Source organism: Mesorhizobium sp. HAY1-8B (assembly GCF_056868045.1).
The window spans coordinates 1860037-1873995 of record NZ_CP200321.1 but is presented as its reverse complement, the minus strand read 5'-3'; the positions used below and the strand labels follow the sequence as shown (position 1 = coordinate 1873995).

The following is a 13959-nucleotide window of genomic DNA, read 5'->3' as shown; positions in this document are numbered from 1 at the left end:
TTCAAAGCCGCCGCCCAATCGACAAAGGACGACACCTGTGAGCGAACCCACCGTGGCCGAGGCGACTGAAAATATCTATGCGTCGCTACGGGCGGACAATGCCGACATCGACGCACATATCGCGACGCTTAAGGCAGCGCTGACACGAGAGGGCACAAAAGAGGCTGTGTTCGATCCGACCAAGTTGGCGCAGAACAACCGCTCGGGCCGCAAATTGATGCAGGCTTATTTTCGGCAGCGCGGCGTGAGCGTGAAGTTTTCGGACCAGTAGGCCGAGCGGGCGATCTCAAGCGCGCCGCTCGGAGTGCTCGGACGGACCGGCGTTTGCCATTTGGGGTCGGCTGCCTGGCGAAATAATAACGATCGACCGACAGCTCGAACGCCGCGTGGGATCACGGTCTCCCCCGTCATTCGTGCGAGCCAAACTGCAACGATCAATCGCGGTGTTCGGGCATGGCCTTCAGCTGATCCTTCGTCCATGACGTGACGGCATGGACATCTCCATCCTCGTCGCGCATGAAGTCGAGTTCATTCGATGCGACCGCAACGGGCTTTGCACCGATGCCAAGAAACCCACCGACATCGATGACAATTTGCGTGCCATGGACATGGTCGACGGAACCGATCTTCTCGTCGGCCGGGCCATAAATGGTAGCACCCTCAAGAATGTCGGGGGTCAGTTCCGAGCCAGCAAGGCGGGTGTGATTCGAGTGGTCCATGAGCTGCTTCTCCGCTTGGGTTGACACGATCTAACCAGCGAAAAGGCGAACGGTTCCAGCGGTCCCGAGGCGGACTATCGCTTGTGTCTGCGCCGAAAAGCCTTGGCGCCCTTGCTGAGCGCCTTGGCGGCCTTGCCAGCGTCCTGCCAGCCCTTCAGCTTGATGGTCTTGCCCGTGCCCAGCACCGAGGACAAGAAGAACTGTTCGATCTCCTTGCGCAAGTCTTGCGGCACATGGTCAGCGGCCACGGGCCGGTCGGGGGCGTCCTCCTTGCGCGGGCAGAAGATATAGCGGTCGTTTCGGATTACGTTCCCGTGCGGGTCCTTCTGCTTCACCCGCAGCGCACCGAGCAATTCGCATTCAATGACTATACCAGGTGCCGTTGCCGCCTGATGGATCACCATGCCGTCAAGCGGATCGCCGTCATCGCCGAGGGTGGATGGCACAAACCCCCAATCATAAGGGTATGTGTTGCCCACCGGCAGCGGTCGTGAATATTGGAAGACACCTGTTTTCGGCTCGTAAGCGAGCTTTGCCGCTGCTCCCCTTGGTGTTTCGATAACGACACGAAAGAAGTCCCGGGATCTCGTCGGAAGTTTCAGGAAGTTTGTCATAGCCCATGCATCCAAGACCATTGTCGCAGTAGCACGCGCGAAGAGGCAAAAGGTTCCCTTTTCCGCGAGGCCACGAGTGGAACCTGCTTTGGATGCAATTGTTCAACAGTGTAGCGAAAGGGAGAGTTTGATGGCTAAGATTTCGCCGCATGCGCTGAAGGGTGTCGGCTACGTGATTTCGACGATGAGCGTCATATTGCTGGCAGTGGTCAGCTGGAAAAGTGCCTCGCAAGATCCGATGCTTGCCATATGCCTGTTCGCCGGTGCCGCCACATCGGTAATAGGCATGTGCTGCCGCTGGACTTCCTATGCGATTGAAAAGCGCCAGCAAAGTACGCAGCGGATGCCTTGAGTCCTCGGGGCCAGTCACTCGATCTCAATGGCTCCACGCGCTCCTTTTCGGGCCTTTGCCACGACGACAGCCTTTGGTTCTAAAGTCCCCAACGACATCCGTTGCTCACGCAAACGCGCCGTCTTTGCTTCCCGGGCTTGCCGCTCGGCATCAAGCATCAGCTTGCTCACGCGGTCCGCTCTCTCAATCCTCTCGCGATCAACCTTTCGTTTCAAGAAAGCCTCCTCTGGTCTGACGGCCAAAAGCGTGGACTCGAGAAATTGTTCCCGAAAAATAAAATTGCCTTTCGGTGTCATTTGTTATTGCGGCGTTGCAGCTCGAGATGCGGCCTGCACGCCTTGGATACGAGGACCGAAAATGGCTGTTTTGCACGCGCGCGGTGTCGAGCTGGTCTGTGAGCTGTTGAGCGCAGCCGATCACCTGGAGAAGATAAATCCGGAGGAAGTCAGGGAGTTGTTGCGCGAAACCGCCACGGTCCTCGGCGACCTGCTGAAACGCGACAAGCCGGCGCCGCCGCCGGAATGAAAAAGCCGCCCACCGGAGCCGGCGGGCTTTTTCATGACAAGCGCTTTCGAGAGCGTGCCGGTCCGGCAGGATCGGCACGGGATTGGTCAGGCTTAAACCTGGCCGAGGCGCATCTGCTTCTTGAGCAGGAACCGGGCAAGGTTGTTGATATTCCGCGGCGCCACCTTCTTGGGAAGATGGGCCAGCAGGCCCTTGGACTTGGCGTCGCTCCGGAACCGCTCGGCCCACTCTTCGGTGCAGCTGTCCCGCTGCAATCGCAAATTCGTCCTGAACTCGCAGTTCGGGACTTCAATCGACAACTGCCGGGCCACCGACGCGACGTAGGGACGAGGGTCGTCCAACAGATCTTCATAGAACAAATGGTCGTAAGGCAGGTCGGCCATGCGCAGATAAGCCTCCCAGAAAGCATAGCTCTGCCCGATCAGGAAATAGGCCTGGCAGATTCCGGCAAAGTCGTATTGCGGAACCCGATCCTCGCCGCCCATCGTGCTTCTCCAACGACCCGACGCCTTCGCCCGACAATAGGAGATGGCTTGGCGAAGGCGGTCCCGCCGCTCCAGAAAGACCACACCCATGGCATGGCGCCGGACGCATTCGGCAAGGAAGTCGGCGTCATATTTCGCTTGCGACCAGTGAAGGTGGCGTGGAAACAGCTTGACGGCGAACCTGCCATTTTCGGTCCCGCCACGATCGATGACGGCGGACAGGAGTTCGTCGAAGGATTTCGGCCTGAGGCCCAACGTGTCCGTATCGAGCCATTCGGCCGACCGGCCCAGTATTCCCGTGCTGTTCGCCAGACTGCCGAGCCATTCGGAGCCACTGCGGGCTTCGGTCAGTATCGCCACGCCTTTCATGCGTGCGGATTGCCTCTGGCCTGTGGATCTGTGGTCACAATTGTAGAATACGATTCTTTTCGGTAGCCGTCTGGCATAGTCACAATCCCCAGTAAGCAGCGCCCAACGGGTAACGGCTGGTATGGTTCCACCGATTCCTAGATTGAGCTAAAATACGTGGCTGGGCCCATAACGGTCGTTTGATCGGTGCCCTGGGACACCGATTTGCAAAACGCATACATTGGCCCTGCACGTTTTGTGCACCCTGTCGACACCGGCCACGCTGTTGGTGGCCGGCTTGCGTCAGTGAGAATCCAATCGTTACCAGAGCCATACCCGCTCGCGCCAGCAACGGACGCGGCGACGACCATGACGCCAGTAACTGCGGCACACCCGTCTCCAGCCTCTACGCCTTCCGCCATACCGGCGATGATGGCGGTAATGCCCGCGACGATGGGAGACCTGTTCCAGTCCGACCTCGTCATCGCCTTCGAAGACAGCCGGATCCGGCTTGTCCAGTTCATCGAGAATTCCGTTGCCTTGGGGAATACCGGCAACCGCCCGGCCAGGCCCGGCCACGCTCGCAAACGCCACGGCGCCCGCAACACCCAGCATTCCAGTGAGAAACAACCGACGTTCCATCAAAAACCTCCAGAGTTGTTGACTATCGGCACCTCGTTCCCTCGCCCAAACAGGCTGCAGCGACATGTCGATTGGATTGAACGCGCGACTGCGCTTCTTGTTCCATCATCCCCCTTCGCGCAGGGCGAAGTCGTGCAGCATCTTGGCGGAGGCGAGAGTGCGCGACGCCGGCGCCCTCAGAATGTCACGCCGAGATCGACCTTGGCGCCCTGGTCGACGCCGCCGCCGAACTGGCCAGTATAGGACAGGCCGAGCTTGGCGTTGGGGGCGAGCAGCAGGTCGAGACCGGCCTCGATGAGCGCGCTGTCCCTGCCGATCGGCACGCCAGCGATGGTGAAGCGATCGCCGCCTGCGAAAGTGACGGTCGACAGCGGCTTGATATCGCCGAAGGCATGACGCCAGCCGAGCATGCCGCGCGCGGTGGCATTGACGCCGCCAAGCGCGAATTCGGTGGAACCGCGCAAGCCGAGCGTGGTGAAGGTGGCATCGGTGGTCGAACCGGCACTGGCCAGCGCCGCTGAGCCACCTTGTTCGGTAAACCCGTTTGTGTGGACGCTGACATAAGCAAGATTGGCGAAAGGCTCGAACTTGAATTGTCCGGCATCGGCCCTGTAGGCGAACTCCCCGAAGATTTGCGCGGTGCCAGCCTCATAGTCGGCCGAGAGCGCGTCTGCAAAACCGTCGAAAGCTACCGAGCGCCTGGTCGAGATGCTGCTCCAACTGTAGGTGGCGCCGGTGCGGAAGGCGATTGCGCGCCAGTTGGTGCCGCCATAGAGACCGAGATGATAGTTGTCGCTCTTACCGGTCGAATTGCGACCGTCGGCACCGAAGCTCGAATGGCTGTAGCCGCCGAGCAGACCAACACGCCAGCCGCCGACCGACGTATCGGCGCCGGCCAGCAGGCCGCCAGTCGAGCGATCGAAAGCGGCGGCGTTGCCATCGGAGTCCATGCTGCCCCAGGACCCAAAAGCCTGGCCCCAGACGGCGAAACGATCGGTGTCGGCGGCGACCATTTCGGGACCGCCCTCGCCATAGGCCATGATCGGCAGGGCGGCCACGCCGCCATCGCCGAAGGCAGCGGATATGCGGTCAGTGGCGGCATCACGGACGAAATGGCCATCTTCCAGCAGCATGCCCTTGGCCGAGGCATGGATCTCACCCGACAATTGGTCGAGGGCATCTTGAGCGGCAGCCGTGGCGGGCAGTTGAAGGATGGCGTCGTAGAGCGGATTGCCGCTGCCCAGGCTCTCGGCGCCGCCGCCGGTGGCCATCTGGTTGGCGGCCAGGCCAACCGAGGCAAAACTGATGTTATTGCGGTGCAGCCGCAGATAGACATTGTCCGCGTCGTAGCTGAGCGAAGGATCGAGGAAGGCAAAATTGCTGGTCACATCGGCGAAGGCACCGCTAACGCCGCCGGCCGCCGACAGGATCGTGTAGTCGGTCTGAGGACTGTAACTGCCCGCACCAGCCAGCACGCTGACCGTTCCGCCGTTGATCGTGGCCGACCCAGTCGCGTTGATACGGGAGGCTTGTCCGGCCGCATTCGCGCCGACCTGATAAGTCGAGCCGGTGTTGAAGGTGACGGCACCCACGCTCATCGTGCCGATGCCACCGCCAGCGCCGGATGCGAGCGTGCCAGTGAAGAGGCGGCCGGAGACCGTGACAGTGCCCGTGATCGTGCCGGTGCCGCCGAGCGCAGCCCCCGATGCAACCGCGACCTGGGTGTTGCTCAAGGCCCCTTCGATGAGCAGCGTTCCACCGGTCACCTTGGTGTTTCCGGTATAGGTATTGCTACCGCTCAAGGTAAGCGTGCCCGCGCCCGATTTTGTCAGCCCGACGACCGTCGGCACGAGAATCGCCGGAAGGCTGGCACTACCGGGACTGGCGATATAGATGCCGTTGCGGATGGCGCCACTAAAGGTGGTGTCCGTGGCCTGATCCACGGTGAGCAGGCTGGGAGCCCCCATCGCGACCGTGCTGGTGATATCGCCTGCACCCGACAGCGAACCGACCGTCTGCGACGTGATGCCGAGGTCGAGAGTGGCGCCGCTTGCGACGAAAAGCGATCCGGTTGGGGCGCCGAGCGTGCCGCCATCTCCAAGGAACAGCCTCCCCGCCTCGATATTGGTGCCGCCTTCATAAGTGTTGGCCCCGATCAGATACAGCTCGCCCGCGCCCTGTTTGGTCAGCGCCCCGACGCCGCCGAGCGGGGAGGATATCTCCACGTCATAACCGTTGCTGTCGATGAAGGCGCCTCCCGCCTTGATCGTCACATCGCCGGCAGCGAAGTGGCCGAGCAGATCGGCGTCGGCAGTCGTGGCGCGCAAAATGCCGCCATCGAAATTGACCGTCGCGCCATCGAGACCTTTCCAGACGCCATTGGTTTCCAGTACCCCGCGTGCCCCGGCCGTGCCGTTCAGATTCAGCGTGCCACTGCCGGAGCTTGTGCGCACCATATCGACCGTGCCGACGCCGGTGCTGACCCTGCCACCATCTGCGACGGTAAGCGTGCCCGCGCCCTGATAGCCGAGGCGCAGATAATCCGTCGTCCACACTGACCCGATGCCGGTGACGAGCATCGTGCCATTGCTGCCGGCCACTTCGCCGATATAGCTGGTCAGGTTCGCGACCGTACCGCCATTTGCGATCGCCAGCGTGCCGCCATCGACAGTGGTGAACGAAAACGCGCTGTTGCCGGTCAGGGTCAGCGTACCCGCACCATCCTTGATGAGCCACACGGCGCCTTCCCCAGCGCCCGTCATGAATCCGTCTGTGATCGCACCGCTGAAACTGGTGTTGGTCGCCTGATTGACCGTGAGCGGGCTTTGCCGGCCGCCATACACCGTAGTGGTAATGCTGCCGGCGCCGGACAGCGCGCCGACCGTCTGGTTGGTACCGGTAAGATCAAACGTGCCACCGCCGGCGATCGCAAGCGCACCAGTTGGTGCGCCAAGCGTGCCACCCAGGTCGACGTCGAACTTCAGCGTGCCCGCCGAGATCGTGGTTCCACCCGTGTACGTGTTGAACCCGGAAAGAACGAGCGTACCAAGGTCGGTCTTTTCGACGCCGCCACTGCCGGTGAGCACGGACGAAATGGTCGCCGTCATGCCTGCCCCGTCAGCAGTGCCGTCACCCACGCGGATCGGCGTGGCCGCCGCGGTGAAGTTCAGCGCATCACCCGTTACCTTGTAGCCATCGACAAAGAACTGCATCCCGCTGCCTACGTCCAGCGCGCCACCGCCCGCGCTGACCGTGACCGTGCCCGGCGTGCCCTGGAATATCTGCATGGCCGCCGGATCGTAGGCGCCGCTCGCGCTGCCGCTGGCGTTCGTCCAGTTGGTTCCGGCAGCGCTCCACGTGCCTGTGCCGCCATTGACCATATTGTTGGCCGTGGTCTGGGCGCCGTTCCAGAAGCTGTGGGAGCCGGACGCGACCGCCCCGACCAGCAAGTTGACCTGGTTGACCACTGAAGTCTGCACGATCAGATCGCCGCCGGCATAACCGGTTGGCGTCGCGCCAACGATCATCCCATTGTCGGTCAGCGCCCCACCATAATCGAACAGGCGATAGAGACCGTCGCCGAAACCGCCGGTGTCGCTGATGTTGAGCGTGCCGGCGAGCGTCAGGTTGCCGGCGACGTTGAACAGGCGCGTGTTGCCCGGTGCGCCGAGCGAGACATCGACGAGCGAGCCGCTGTTCAGCGTCAGCGACCCCATCGACAGGGTCTGGCCGGTGTGGCCCAGGAGGATGCCGCCGGATGCCACGGAAACATCGCCGGCGATCGATCCGGCGCCGCCCAGGCTGCCTCCCGACGCAACCGCAACCGGGGACGTGCCCAACAGAATGGGCCCCCACATTACACTGCCCAGGGATCCATCGACGAGCAGCGTGCCGCCCGTCACATTGGTGGTGCCGGTATAGGCGTTGTTGCCGCTCAGGGTGAGCATGCCGGCGCCGGACTTGGTCAGTCCGGTCATGGTGGTTACGCCATTGATTTCGTCGAAGTAGTCCGTGATGACGCCACTGAAAGTGGTGTCAGTGGCTTGATCGACGGTGAGCAGGCCGGGGTTGAAATCCGAACGGGTGACGGTGCCCGCACCCGAAAGTGAGCCGACCGTCAGGGCCGTGGTATCAAAAAGCAGCGTGGCACCGCTGGCGATGTCGAGCTCCCCCGTTGGCGCACCGAGAGTGCCGTTGCCCTTGAGATCCAGGGTGCCCGCTTCGATCCGCGTCCCGCCGGTATAGGTGTTGGAACCCGAAAGTGTCAGCGTGCTCAATCCGCGTTTGACCAGTTCGAGCGTGCCGCCACCGGCGCCGTCGGCGATCACGCCACCGAAAGAGGAATCTCCAAGGGCCGAACCATCGATCGTCAGCACGGCATCCGCCGCGCCGCCGTTTACGATCTGCCCGCTGGGGATGTAATTCGTGATCCGCCCGACGGTCGTGCTGTAGCCGTTGAGGTTGAGGAGACCTCCGGCGCTCACTGCCTGACTGCCGAATTCCAAGTCGGTATTCACGGTCGTTGCGTTGGCGGCCCATATGTCGACGACGCCGTCTCCACCGAGCCTCAGCCAGGCGCCATCGATGGCGCCGGTGGCCATTGCGTTCACGGTGCCGTCGATGACCAGCGTCCCACCGGTAATGGCGTTGGCAACGTTCGCATTCACGACGGCGTCGAAGGTCGGCAACTGCACGAGACCGCCGCTGACGGCGCCGGCAGCGTTCGCATTGAGGACGGCGCCATTGCGGAAGGTCGCCGCTACAGTGCCGCTGAATGTGTCGGCTGTGTCGGCATCCACTTCGCAACCATTGGTGGGACCGCCGTTGAAATCCGGGAAACCGCTGGTGTAGGGGGCCCCTCCCGGGTCACAAGGCTGTTGCGCATGGGCCGTCGAAGGCGCGCAGGCGATGGCGAGGAGCGCGAGGGTCGAGGTCGTGACCGACAGCCTGCCGAGCGAAATGGTCCTCGAACGATTGCCGCGCCCTGCCGCCATTGCCATGCTCCCTCGCGGCAGCCGCCCGCGCGCCGACGCAAGGGAAGCGCGGGTATGCACCCTCCCCCGCGCCGCCACCGGCGGCACCGCGATTTCGTCGATTTGGTTCCGATCCCGAACGGGAGTCGTCGATGGTCTTTTCCGCCGGGGCGACTGACACATCAATCCCGCGTTCGAGGGGGTACCGGCAGAATATTATGGTAAATTCGACATTTCGCCCGGCGGCCACGCAACGCGCTTCCCGGCATTCCGGTCGGCCGTCGCCGTCACCAAGCGCGGCACCATTGTCTGAGCCAGACCCGCCGAGCGTTTGCCCCCCGCTGACCTGCTTCGACGCAGCGATCAGGACTTTCGTCCTGCGGCGTGGGTCGGGATGGCCAAGGTTAGTTGCGTGCCGCGTCCAGGCGCACTTTCGATTGCTATTCGTCCGCCCATCTGGTCAGCCCGACGGCGGATGTTCGCAAGGCCCCGTCCTTCTCCGACAGCGCCTGAGGCTCTCTCGGGCTCGAACCCCATGCCGTCGTCCGACAATATGATGAGAATTGCGCCATCGTCACCCGGGTTCATCGCGAGTTCGATCCTTGTGGCGGAAGCATGGCGCAAGCTGTTGGCGATACCCTCCTGCAACAGGCGATAGAGGCTGAGCAGCCGCCGCACGTCGAGGCTCGGCGCCGGGATCGGGAGCGTGCAGCGATAGTCCAGGGTGATGCCAGATCGGGCAAGACGGCCTGCCATGCGCTCCCGGAACATCGCCAGCGCCTCGTCGATCGGTTCGTTGCCCGCGTCGATTGCACTGGCCATGTTGCGCAGGTCATCGACTGAAGACTGTAGTCCCTGCTCGATTTCCCGTGAAGTCAGTCGATTCTCGCGGACATCAAGGAGAAGGTGCGTCAGCACACCGCCGACTCCATCGTGCATGTCGCGTAGCAGACGCTGACGCTCGGCGTCGATCGCGATCAGCCGTTCCTGATGGCGCAGCAATCGCGAGGAGCGCAGCAGGCTCGCATCCTGCTCCAGCACCTGACGTTCCAGGTCGCTACGCGCCTCCTCGGCCTCCTGATTGAGCCTGTGCCCCTGCAGCGCGATCTCGAACAGGATGCCGAACATCGTCAATGGCGGTGCGAGGACCGACGCCTGCAGCGCGAAGCCAGTGGGCGGCGGCAGGAGAAACAGGTCGAAGCCAATCGAGGCAAGAGCGACAAGCAATATCGCCAGAACCCGGATCGCCGGCCCGGGAGCTGTCCTTCCCATCCGTAGCAAGGCCAAAAAGCCATATCCGAGCAGCAGCGTCAGCGTGATCGCATCGAGCCAGGCGACGATTGTCGCGAAGCTGGCGCCCGCGATCATGGTCCCGAGCAATATGGCAAAGACGGCAACGAAATAGCCGCAGGCCGCCCACGCCTCGCGCGGCCGCCAGTCGGCAAAGGCGTTCACGGCAAGCGCTGCTGTCGTCAACATTAGATATTCCACGCCGTAGCGCAGCAACGGAAACCAGACATAGGGCAGGCTCTCCGCACCGAAGGTGGTGAGCCAGGCGTCGATGCCCACCGAGATGAGCAGCAGGCCAGTGATGCACTGGAGCCGCGAAAACCCGTTGACCGGCAACAGGACGAGCAGCGCTGCGCCCATCATCAGTTCCGTCACAACGACCAACCATACCATGTCGAAGCGCTGGAACTTCTCCCAACCGGCCGCCTCATCCATACGGTCGAAAGGCCCTGCATAGGCTGTCGCGGCCTCCGGACAGGGATTTCCCCGGCAGGTGAGCGACCACTCATTCCCCGCCGACGTCTCCGCGCGCGACAACAGGCTCGCCTGCGCCGGCTGCAGGACCACGGGCTGCCAGCCTGGGATACGCAGCATGGCCGGCCCTGAAAGCCCGGCAGCATAGGCGCCCACCTCGGCCGGCTCGGACGCCAGCAGCGCCCGCGCCGCTGGCAACCGATAGTCCTCTAGTGTGCCCACGGGCTGCAAACCGGCGACGATGAGCGCATAAGCGCACCAGAACAGCAGTTGCGCGCCGAGAATGATAGCCAGCGCGCGGCGCCATCCCGTCAGCCGGGGCATGATGGTCACAGACGTAGCAACCCGCTGCGAAAGGCGCGTACCATGGCCTCGCCCCGATTGCTGACCCTGAGCTTCCTGTAGATCGATTTCACATGATCACCGATCGTGTACGGCGATATTTCCAGTTCGGCCGCCGCCTGCCGGTTGCTGTACCCGCGCGCCAGAAGCTGGAGCAGTTCGATTTCGCGCGGTGACAGCGGCGGATCGGCATCATCCGATTTCGAATCTTCCCGTTGCCGGCGCAGATGACGCAGCACATAAGCGGCGATGCTGGGCGACAATGGCGCACCACCGGTCAATGCATTGGCAGCCTGCTGGCCGATGTCGAGACTGTCGATATCTTTCAGCAGATAGCCGTCCGCTCCCGCCAGCACAGCCGCCAGCACCGTATCCTGATCGCCCAGCACCGAGAGGACGAGTATTTTCGGCTCAAGACCGCCTCGTGCACGGATTTCCTCGATCAATTCGATCCCGCTCCCATCGGGAAGGCCAAGATCGAGAATAAACAGGTCCACCTTCTCTTCGAGCAGAGCACGCGCACCGGCCAGCGTCCCCGCGATGGCCGCCAGCGACAAGCCGTCATGCGCCGCCACGCCGCGTCCAACATGAGCGGCAACGAGCGGATCATCCTCGACAACGACGACGTTCGCTTTCACGTCCCCCTACCCGCCTGTCCTGCAATGGATCTGCCGGGCCATTGTAAACCGATCAATACACCAGATGGCAACCTCTTCACCCGCCGACAATCACGTGGCCACGCATCAACCGACCTCCCGCAGGATGAAATCGTGCAGCATCTTGGCGGCCGGCGACAGCACGCGATTCCTGACCGTGATCAGGCTGTAGGGCCTGACCTCGATGTCGAATTCGGTCTGGACGACGTCGATGGCGCCGGCGAGCCCGTCGGGATTCTGGATGAATTTCGCCACCTGCACCGAAACCGGTGCGATGGCGTCGGATTGCGCGACCATGACCAGTGTGAGCAGCAGCGAACTGGTGTTGAGGATCCGGTCCGGCAGGGCGATGTTGCGGTTCAGGAAATTGCTCTCCATCGCCTGGCGCAAGGGCGAACCGCCCGACTGGAAAACCCAGTCGTAGGCGGCGGTGTCTTCCAGCCGCACCACGCCGCCGCTGGTGAGCGGGTGGCCACGGCGCACGATCAGGCAGGCTTTCTCGACGCCGATGACACGCGATTCGAACAGCCGCGGATTGAGGTCGTCGGGGATGCGGGCGATGATGAAATCATGGCGCGTGGCGATCAGTTCGCGCGCCAGCACATTCGAGGTCTCGACCTGCATGGTGATCTCGATGCGCGGGTAGATGCGGCGGATTTCGCGGATCGCCGGTACCGCAAGTTCGATCGCAGGCGCCGTCACGGCACCCAGGAACACCGATCCACCCTTGCCCGCCTTGAGCTCGGAAATCTCGCGGTCGACCTCGCGCATCTCCAGCAGGATCGAGCGCGCACGCCTGGCCAGCGCCTTGCCGTAGGGTGTCAGCGTGATGCCGCGCGGCAGCCTTTCGCACAGCTTGACCTCGAGTACCGCCTCCATCTCGGCGATCATGCGCGAGGCCGCCGGCTGCGAGATGTTCATGACTTGCGCCGCCGCGCTCACCCGGCCGTGATCGTCGAGGGCGACGATCATGCGCATGTGACGCAGGCTGAGACCGCTGCGCAGCAGGGTTTCGCCGTCGCCCGGTATGTCGCTGGAAACGTTTAAAGCCGTAGTCGGATTCTGTAACGCCGCCATGGTTTTCCTTACCTCCTGCCGCGGCCCGATGGCATTTGCCAGCGACCCGTCACGCATCACAACATATACCACTTGCGGTATAGCAATCATCAAAGATCGCATTTGACAGTTATGGCAAAAGGGCGGCAACGTCAGCGCGTTCCGAGACGCAACGGTCGCCGACGATAAAAATCGTATCGATTGAAATCAGTGCCTCGGGGCCATGGGAGGATACCGGAGATCGATATGACGGCAGCAGTGCCTTGGCGCTTCTGCACGATTGCGCGGCCCGCGACCCCCGGGGTGCCGCGTCCATCAACCAGGGAGAGTTAAGTGAAAATCATCAAGACACTGGCCGCAGTCGCGGCGCTTGGCATCGCTGCCATGACCTACTCGGCGCACGCAGCCGACAAGGGTCTTGTCGGCGTGCTGATGCCGACCAAGACCTCGCAGCGCTGGATCAATGACGGTGATGCCGTGAAGTCCCAGCTCGAGGCTCTCGGTTACACCGTTGATCTGCAGTATGCGCAGGACGACATCCCCAACCAGCTCAGCCAGCTGGAAAACGAAATCACCAAGGGCCCGAAGGCGCTGATCATCGCCTCGATCGACGGGACCACCCTGTCGGATGCGCTGCAGAAGGCCGCTGACGCCGGCGTCGTCGTCGTCGCCTATGACCGCCTGATCAAGAAGACCGCCAATGTCGACTACTACACCACCTTCGACAATTTCGGCGTCGGCGTGATCCAGGCGAATTCGCTGGTCAAGGGCCTCAAGGAGCGCTTCCCGAACACCAAGCCCTGGAACGTCGAACTGTTCGGCGGCTCGCCCGACGACAACAATGCCTTCTTCTTCTACAACGGTGCGATCTCCGTCCTGCAGCCGTTGATCGACGACGGCTCGATCAAGATCAAGTCCGGCCAGACCGGCATGGACAAGGTCGGCACGTTGCGCTGGCTGGCGGCAACCGCCCAGGCACGCATGGATAACCTCTTGTCGGCCAACTATTCGGACGGTAGCCGCGTCGATGGCGTCCTGTCGCCCTATGACGGCCTGTCGCGCGGCATCACCGCCTCGCTGCGCGCCGTTGGTTACGGCACGGAAGCACAGCCCTGGCCGATCGTGACCGGTCAGGACGCCGAGACCGCCTCGGTCAAGCTGATCATCACGGGCGAACAGTACTCGACCGTGTTCAAGGACACCCGCGACCTGGCCAAGGCCACCGTCGAACTCGTCGACAAGGTGCTCTCGGGCGGCAAGCCGGATGGCCTCGACACCAAGACCTACAACAACGACGTCAAGGTCGTTCCCTCGATCCTGCTGACGCCGCATGAGGTCGACAAGTCGAACTACCAGAAGCTGGTCGTCGACTCGGGCTACATCAAGGCCGAAGACCTGAAGTAATTTCGGTTGTAAAGTCAGGGGTCCTGCGCAACGCAGGGCCCCTTTTCGTTCACAAGCGACCCCGGTATTGTTTCTGCCG

Annotated in this window: 12 protein-coding genes; 4 read left to right on the top strand and 8 right to left on the bottom strand. The window is 62.6% G+C overall.

The window, feature by feature from the left end; translation table 11 throughout:
- Positions 1-37: 37 nt before the first annotated feature.
- Entirely contained in the window at positions 38-271 is a 234-nt protein-coding gene (locus tag AC1VON_RS09075; RefSeq protein ID WP_172352614.1) for a hypothetical protein, read from the top strand.
- 163 nt (positions 272-434) lie between these two features.
- Here the strand turns inward: AC1VON_RS09075 and AC1VON_RS09070 are convergent, their stop codons facing one another.
- Positions 435-719: a PRC-barrel domain containing protein gene (locus AC1VON_RS09070; protein WP_172353145.1), complete on the bottom strand. Its 285-nt coding sequence runs from the start codon at positions 717-719 to the stop codon at positions 435-437.
- 74 nt (positions 720-793) lie between these two features.
- Entirely contained in the window at positions 794-1333 is a 540-nt protein-coding gene (locus tag AC1VON_RS09065; RefSeq protein WP_172352615.1) for an inorganic diphosphatase, read from the bottom strand.
- 130 nt (positions 1334-1463) lie between these two features.
- Between AC1VON_RS09065 and AC1VON_RS09060 the strand changes: the two genes are divergently transcribed.
- On the top strand, positions 1464-1685 hold the full coding sequence (locus AC1VON_RS09060; protein ID WP_172352616.1) for a hypothetical protein: 222 nt from the start codon (positions 1464-1466) through the stop codon (positions 1683-1685).
- Between the two features lie 14 nt (positions 1686-1699).
- Here the strand turns inward: AC1VON_RS09060 and AC1VON_RS09055 are convergent, their stop codons facing one another.
- Positions 1700-1900: a hypothetical protein gene (locus AC1VON_RS09055; RefSeq protein WP_172352617.1), complete on the bottom strand. Its 201-nt coding sequence runs from the start codon at positions 1898-1900 to the stop codon at positions 1700-1702.
- Positions 1901-2042: 142 nt separating this feature from the next.
- Here AC1VON_RS09055 and AC1VON_RS09050 point away from each other — a divergent pair, with 142 nt between their 5' ends.
- Positions 2043-2210: a hypothetical protein gene (locus AC1VON_RS09050; protein WP_172352618.1), complete on the top strand. Its 168-nt coding sequence runs from the start codon at positions 2043-2045 to the stop codon at positions 2208-2210.
- Between the two features lie 92 nt (positions 2211-2302).
- Here AC1VON_RS09050 and AC1VON_RS09045 read toward each other — a convergent pair whose 3' ends face one another.
- The 5 genes from AC1VON_RS09045 to AC1VON_RS09025 form a co-directional block, all read right to left on the bottom strand.
- Positions 2303-3064, bottom strand: a complete 762-nt coding sequence (locus AC1VON_RS09045; RefSeq protein WP_172352619.1) for a Stf0 family sulfotransferase — start codon at positions 3062-3064, stop codon at positions 2303-2305.
- A 797-nt stretch (positions 3065-3861) separates the two neighbouring features.
- Positions 3862-8679: an autotransporter domain-containing protein gene (locus tag AC1VON_RS09040; protein WP_483121609.1), complete on the bottom strand. Its 4818-nt coding sequence runs from the start codon at positions 8677-8679 to the stop codon at positions 3862-3864.
- A 342-nt stretch (positions 8680-9021) separates the two neighbouring features.
- On the bottom strand, positions 9022-10746 hold the full coding sequence (locus tag AC1VON_RS09035; RefSeq protein WP_483126296.1) for a sensor histidine kinase: 1725 nt from the start codon (positions 10744-10746) through the stop codon (positions 9022-9024).
- Positions 10747-10751: 5 nt separating this feature from the next.
- Positions 10752-11402, bottom strand: a complete 651-nt coding sequence (locus tag AC1VON_RS09030) for a response regulator (protein WP_172352623.1) — start codon at positions 11400-11402, stop codon at positions 10752-10754.
- A 105-nt stretch (positions 11403-11507) separates the two neighbouring features.
- Positions 11508-12497, bottom strand: a complete 990-nt coding sequence (locus AC1VON_RS09025; protein ID WP_172352624.1) for a LysR family transcriptional regulator — start codon at positions 12495-12497, stop codon at positions 11508-11510.
- Positions 12498-12809: 312 nt separating this feature from the next.
- Here AC1VON_RS09025 and chvE point away from each other — a divergent pair, with 312 nt between their 5' ends.
- Complete coding sequence (gene chvE, locus AC1VON_RS09020; RefSeq protein WP_140775431.1) at positions 12810-13880, top strand: multiple monosaccharide ABC transporter substrate-binding protein; 1071 nt, start codon at positions 12810-12812, stop codon at positions 13878-13880.
- Positions 13881-13959: the final 79 nt, after the last annotated feature.

Coding starts and splice junctions, on each gene's coding strand:
- AC1VON_RS09045 (WP_172352619.1), bottom strand. CDS start 3,064: ATGAAAGGCGTGGCGATACTGACCGAAGCCCGCAGTGGCTCCGAATGG.
- AC1VON_RS09040 (WP_483121609.1), bottom strand. CDS start 8,679: ATGGCGGCAGGGCGCGGCAATCGTTCGAGGACCATTTCGCTCGGCAGG.
- AC1VON_RS09050 (WP_172352618.1), top strand. CDS start 2,043: ATGGCTGTTTTGCACGCGCGCGGTGTCGAGCTGGTCTGTGAGCTGTTG.
- AC1VON_RS09065 (WP_172352615.1), bottom strand. CDS start 1,333: ATGACAAACTTCCTGAAACTTCCGACGAGATCCCGGGACTTCTTTCGT.
- AC1VON_RS09025 (WP_172352624.1), bottom strand. CDS start 12,497: ATGGCGGCGTTACAGAATCCGACTACGGCTTTAAACGTTTCCAGCGAC.
- AC1VON_RS09070 (WP_172353145.1), bottom strand. CDS start 719: ATGGACCACTCGAATCACACCCGCCTTGCTGGCTCGGAACTGACCCCC.
- AC1VON_RS09060 (WP_172352616.1), top strand. CDS start 1,464: ATGGCTAAGATTTCGCCGCATGCGCTGAAGGGTGTCGGCTACGTGATT.
- AC1VON_RS09035 (WP_483126296.1), bottom strand. CDS start 10,746: ATGCCCCGGCTGACGGGATGGCGCCGCGCGCTGGCTATCATTCTCGGC.